The sequence below is a fragment of the Streptomyces sp. NPDC006265 genome (assembly GCF_040613555.1).
Classification (GTDB): Bacteria; Actinomycetota; Actinomycetes; order Streptomycetales; family Streptomycetaceae; genus Streptomyces.
On sequence record NZ_JBEXSH010000698.1, the window covers coordinates 1 to 4,952 of the forward strand.

The following is a 4,952-nucleotide window of genomic DNA, read 5'->3' on the forward strand; positions in this document are numbered from 1 at the left end:
GTACGTCCGGTACGAGGGCTTCCGGCCGGCACGCCGAGAGCACGCACCAAACGCCGCTCCTCAACGGGCAAACGTTGCCTGCCGCGGCACTAGAGCGGTGGAACCCGCGGACACGTCCTGGTCCGCAAGGCACCGTCCGGTCAAGTCGCCGACTGCGCAAGGGATAACGTACGTCGACATGGGCACGACTGCTGCAGTGGAGCGCCCCGCGACCAGGGGCTCGTCACCGGCCCGTCGGCGACGGGCCGTGGGTCTGGGCATCCTCGTGGCGCTCCTGCTGATCGCCACGGTGCTGTCACTGGCCGTCGGGGCACGCGCGTTGACTCCTACCGAGGTGTGGCACGGGCTGTTCGCGGACCCGGAGTCCGACCGGCGGCTCACCGAGATCCGGCTCATCGTGGAGACCGTACGGGTGCCCCGGACGGTGCTCGGGATCGTGGCGGGTGTCGCCCTGGGGGTCGGCGGGGCACTGATCCAGGGGTACACGCGCAACCCGATCGCCGACACGGGCCTGCTGGGGGTGAACACCGGCGCCTCGTTCGCCGTGGTGTCGGTGATCGCCGTGTTCGGGTTCTCCGACCCGTTCCAGTACGTCTGGTTCGCCTTCGTGGGCGCGGCGGTCGCCGGTGTCGTGGTGTTCGGTCTCGCGAGCATCGGCCGGGGCGCCGGCAACCCGCTGACGCTCGCCCTGGCCGGGCAGGGGATCACGGTGTTCCTCATGGCGATGACCACGGCGGTCGCGCTGTCGAACCAGGCGTCGCTGAACGCGCTGCGGTTCTGGAACGCGGGCTCCCTCGCCGGTGTCGGATTCGACGTCATCCGGCCGGTGACCGCGTTCATCGGCGCCGGGCTGCTGCTGGCCCTGACCACGCTGCCCTCCCTCAACCTGCTCAACCTGGGCGACGACGTGGCCAGGGGCCTGGGCGTGAACATCGCGCTGAGCCGGACCGTCGGCATCACCGCCATCACCCTGCTGGCCGGCGCGGCGACGGCCGCGTGCGGGCCCATCGCCTTCCTCGGCCTCATGGTGGCCCACGTGGCCCGGTACCTGGCCGGTCCGGACTACCGCTGGCTCGTGCCGTACGCCGGGCTGCTCGGGGCGGTCGTGCTGCTGCTCTGCGACATCGTCGGCCGACTGGTGGTGCGGCCGGGGGAGTTGGACGCGGGTGTCCTCGTGGCGCTGCTCGGCGCCCCCTTCTTCGCGGTTCTCGTCTGGCGCGGAAAGTTCAGGAACGCATGAACGTGACCGATGTGAAACCGTCGCTGCCGCCCGGTGTGCGGCTCGGCCGGGTGTCGTTCGTCTGGCGGCCCTGGATCCTGTGCGTCACCCTGCTGCTGGCCGCGGCGACCTTCCTGGTGTTCTGCGTCTCCATCGCCGTCGGGGACTTCCCCGTAGGCCTCCCTCAGGTGATCGCCACGATCCTCGGACGGGGCGAGCAGGTCGACCGGTTCATCATCATGGACCTGCGGATGCCGCGCGCCCTGGCCGGGCTCGTCGTGGGCGTCGCGCTCGGGGTGTCAGGGGCGCTCACGCAGTCCATCGCGCGCAACCCGCTGGCCAGCCCGGACGTCCTGGGCATCACCTCGGGCGCCAGTGCCGTCGCGGTGTTCCTGGTGACCGTCTCGGGCGGGACCGCCGCGGCGATCGTCGACTCCGTGGGACTGTCGGCCGCGGCGCTCGCGGGCGGGCTCGGCACGGGCCTGCTGGTGTACTTCCTGGCGTGGCGGCGCGGGGTCGACGGCTTCCGGCTCATCCTCATCGGCATCTCGGTGAGCGCCGTGATGGAGGCCGTCACCACCTGGCTGCTGGTCACGGCCGACATCCGGGACGTGGCCCGGGCCCAGGCGTGGCTGGTCGGCTCGCTGGAGGACCGCTCGTGGGGCGAGGTCCGCACGGCCCTGTGGTGCGGGCTCGCCCTCCTGTTCGTCGTCGGGTGCGTCGCCTTCCAGTTCAGGCCGATGCACTTCGGCGACGAGGTCGCCGCGGGGCTGGGCGTCCGGTACACGAGAGTGCGGGCGGTCCTGCTGTTGTGCGCGGTGCTGCTGGCCGGTGTGGCGGTGAGCGCGGCGGGCCCGGTGCCGTTCGTCGCGCTGGTGGCGCCGCAGGTGGCGATGCGTCTGGCGCGTTGCCCCACACCGCCGATGGTGGCCTCGGGCCTGGTGGGCGCGCTGCTGCTGATCGGCTCCGACCTCGTCGCGCGCACCGCGCTGCCGGTCTCGCTCCCGGTCGGCGTGGTCACCGCCGCGATCGGGGGGCCCTTCCTCGTCCATCTGCTGGTGCGGGCGAACCTGCGGTAGATGTACAAGAGTCAGGTGAACCTAAGCAAGGGGGGACCCGTGGTCGCACAGTCCGTCACCGAGGAGGCCGCGGTCGGCGGCACTTCGCGGCTGGCAGCCCGAGGCGTCACGGTCGGCTACGGCGGCCGGGCCGTCATCGACGAGCTCGACGTGGCGATACCGCCCGGCGTGATCACCACGATCATCGGCCCCAACGGCTGCGGAAAGTCGACCCTGTTGAAGACGCTGTCACGGCTGCTCAAACCGGCCAGGGGCGCGGTCGTCCTGGACGGCGAGGACATCGGCAGGCTCAGGACGCGGGACGTGGCGAAGAAGCTCGGGCTGCTGCCGCAGGCACCGGTCGCGCCGGAGGGGCTGACCGTGGCCGACCTGGTCGCCCGGGGCCGTCATCCGCACCAGAGCTGGCTGCGGCAGTGGTCGTCCGACGACGCCGACGTGGTGGAGCGCGCCCTGGCCATGACGGGCGTCTCCGACCTGGCCGACCGCCCGGTCGACGCGCTGTCCGGCGGGCAGCGCCAGCGCGTCTGGATCTCGATGACCCTGGCCCAGGGCACCGACCTGCTGCTGCTGGACGAGCCCACGACCTACCTGGACCTGGCGCACGCCCTGGACGTCCTGGACCTCGTGGACGACCTGCACGAGTCGGGCTGCACCGTCGTCATGGTGCTGCACGACCTCAACCTGGCCACCCGCTACAGCGACAACCTCGTGGTGATGCGGGAGGGGTCGATCCTGGCGCAGGGGCATCCGCGGGACGTCATCACCGCCGAACTGCTGCACGAGGCCTTCGGGTTGCGTGCCCGGGTGATCGACGACCCGGTCGGGGACCGGCCGCTCATCGTGCCGATCGGGCGGACCCATGTGCTGCCCGGTCACATCCCGGCAGCGGAGTTTTAGTAAGGCTAGGCTAACCTCATTCTCTCGCGATAAGGTTTGCCTGCCCTTAGGCGAGGGTGCAGTGAACTAGCGCGAAAGCAAGGGGATTTGGATGCTCCTCCATCGAACGACGCCCGGGAAGCCGTGGCGGCGGCTGGCGGCGGTCCTGTCCGCGGCCACTCTCGGCGTCGGTCTCCTCGCGGGATGCGGTTCCGGCTCCTCGGACGCCGGCGACAAGAGCGAGGGCACTCAGGCCGCGGCCGCCGGTGACTTCCCGGTCACCGTGGAGCACGCCTTCGGGTCCACCACGGTCGAGAAGGCGCCCCAGCGGGTCGTCTCCGTCGGCTACACCGACGACCAGACCGTCCTGGCCTTCGGCATCAAGCCCGTCGGCATGGTCGACCAGTACCCGAACCCGCCCGGCAAGAGCCCCGACATCAACACCCAGTGGCCCTGGGTGAAGGACAAGTGGGGCGACACCAAGCCCGAGGTCGTGATGGAGAACGGCGACTCCGGCCCCAACTACGAGAAGATCGCGGCCCTTCGCCCCGACCTGATCGTCGCGGTGTACTCCGAGATCGACCAGGCCGCCTACGACAAGCTCTCCAAGATCGCCCCCACGGTGGCCCGCACCAAGGGCGAGAAGGAGCCCTTCAGCGCTCCCTGGCAGGACAACGCCCTGCACATCGCCAAGGCCCTCGGCAAGGCCGATGAGGGCCAGAAGATGGTCGACGACATCCAGGGACAACTCGACACGGCCAAGAAGGCGCACCCCGAGCTCGGCAAGGAGACCGCGGTCGCGCTGTCCTGGTACAAGGACTCGGTGGCGCCCTTCACCTCCACCGACGTGCGTGGCCGGCTCGTCACGGGCATCGGCTACACGTACCAGACCGAGATCGACAAGGTCGCGGGCGGCACCTTCTACACCACGCTCTCGCCCGAGCGCATCGACCTCGTCGACGTCGACCACATCTTCGTCATCAACGACAAGGCCGACACCGAGGCGCTCAAGAAGTTCAAGCTCTTCGCCAACCTCGACGCCGTCAAGAAGGGCAACGTGTCCTACCTGCTCGACAGCGAGGGACCCGCGGTCGGCGCGGCCATCTCCCAGGGCACCCTGCTGTCCATGCCGTACGCGATCGACGAGCTCGTCAAGTCGGTCGAGTAGGGAAGTGAGCACCACCGACACGCGCGTCGCCCCGGCGACCCTGCGTACGACGACCGGCCGCGAGGCCTCCCGATGGGTCGCGGACCACTGCCGCGCGATGCCCGGCCTGACCGTCGCGACCGTGCTCACCACGGTCGCGGGGGCGGCGCTCCAGGTGCTCCCGGTGCTCCTGCTCGGCCGGGTGGTCGACGGCGTCGTCGGGGGTGAGGACCGTTCGGTCCTGGTCACGATCGGGGTGCTGATCGGTGCCGCCGCGCTGCTCGGCGCGGCGGCCACCGCGGTGTCGACCTACCTGATCGGACCGCTGGGCGCGGATCTGCTCGCGCGGCTGCGCGAGGGCGCCGTCCGGGCGGTACTCGGCATGCCGAGCACGCGGATCGAGCAGGTCGGCCGCGGAGACGTGCTCTCCCGGGTCGGCGACGACGTCGCCGTCATCTCCAAGGGCATCCGCACGGCCGTCCCCACGGTGTTCTCGGCGGGCATCCTGGTCGTCATCGCGACCCTCGGCATGTTCGGCCTGGACTGGAGGCTCGGCCTGGCCGGCGCCGGCGCGCTGCCCGCGTACGCGCTGGCGTTGCGCTGGTACCTGCCCCGGTCCGCCCCGCTCTAC

The 4,952-nt window shown here is 70.9% G+C and carries 5 protein-coding genes; all 5 read left to right on the top strand.

Features of this window, described 5'->3' with window-relative positions; genetic code table 11:
• Positions 1–178: 178 nt before the first annotated feature.
• Positions 179–1,240: an iron chelate uptake ABC transporter family permease subunit gene (locus ABZ281_RS37780; RefSeq protein WP_356662552.1), complete on the top strand. Its 1,062-nt coding sequence runs from the start codon at positions 179–181 to the stop codon at positions 1,238–1,240.
• Positions 1,237–2,298 carry an iron chelate uptake ABC transporter family permease subunit gene (locus tag ABZ281_RS37785; RefSeq protein ID WP_356662553.1) on the top strand — a complete coding sequence of 354 codons (1,062 nt, stop codon included), beginning with the start codon at positions 1,237–1,239 and terminating at the stop codon, positions 2,296–2,298. Before ABZ281_RS37780 ends, ABZ281_RS37785 begins: the two co-directional genes overlap by 4 nt.
• Positions 2,299–2,337: 39 nt before the next feature.
• Positions 2,338–3,195, top strand: coding sequence for an ABC transporter ATP-binding protein (locus tag ABZ281_RS37790; protein WP_356662554.1), 858 nt, complete (start codon positions 2,338–2,340; stop codon positions 3,193–3,195).
• Positions 3,196–3,286: 91 nt separating this feature from the next.
• Positions 3,287–4,342: an iron-siderophore ABC transporter substrate-binding protein gene (locus ABZ281_RS37795; protein ID WP_356662555.1), complete on the top strand. Its 1,056-nt coding sequence runs from the start codon at positions 3,287–3,289 to the stop codon at positions 4,340–4,342.
• A gap of 4 nt (positions 4,343–4,346) precedes the next feature.
• The coding region (locus ABZ281_RS37800; protein WP_356662556.1) for an ABC transporter transmembrane domain-containing protein at positions 4,347–4,952 on the top strand (606 nt) is incomplete at its 3' end.

Bases quoted from the DNA above. Each gene is read 5' to 3' on its own strand.
- ABZ281_RS37780 (WP_356662552.1), top strand. From the start codon at position 179: ATGGGCACGACTGCTGCAGTGGAGCGCCCCGCGACCAGGGGCTCGTCA.
- ABZ281_RS37785 (WP_356662553.1), top strand. From the start codon at position 1,237: ATGAACGTGACCGATGTGAAACCGTCGCTGCCGCCCGGTGTGCGGCTC.
- ABZ281_RS37795 (WP_356662555.1), top strand. From the start codon at position 3,287: ATGCTCCTCCATCGAACGACGCCCGGGAAGCCGTGGCGGCGGCTGGCG.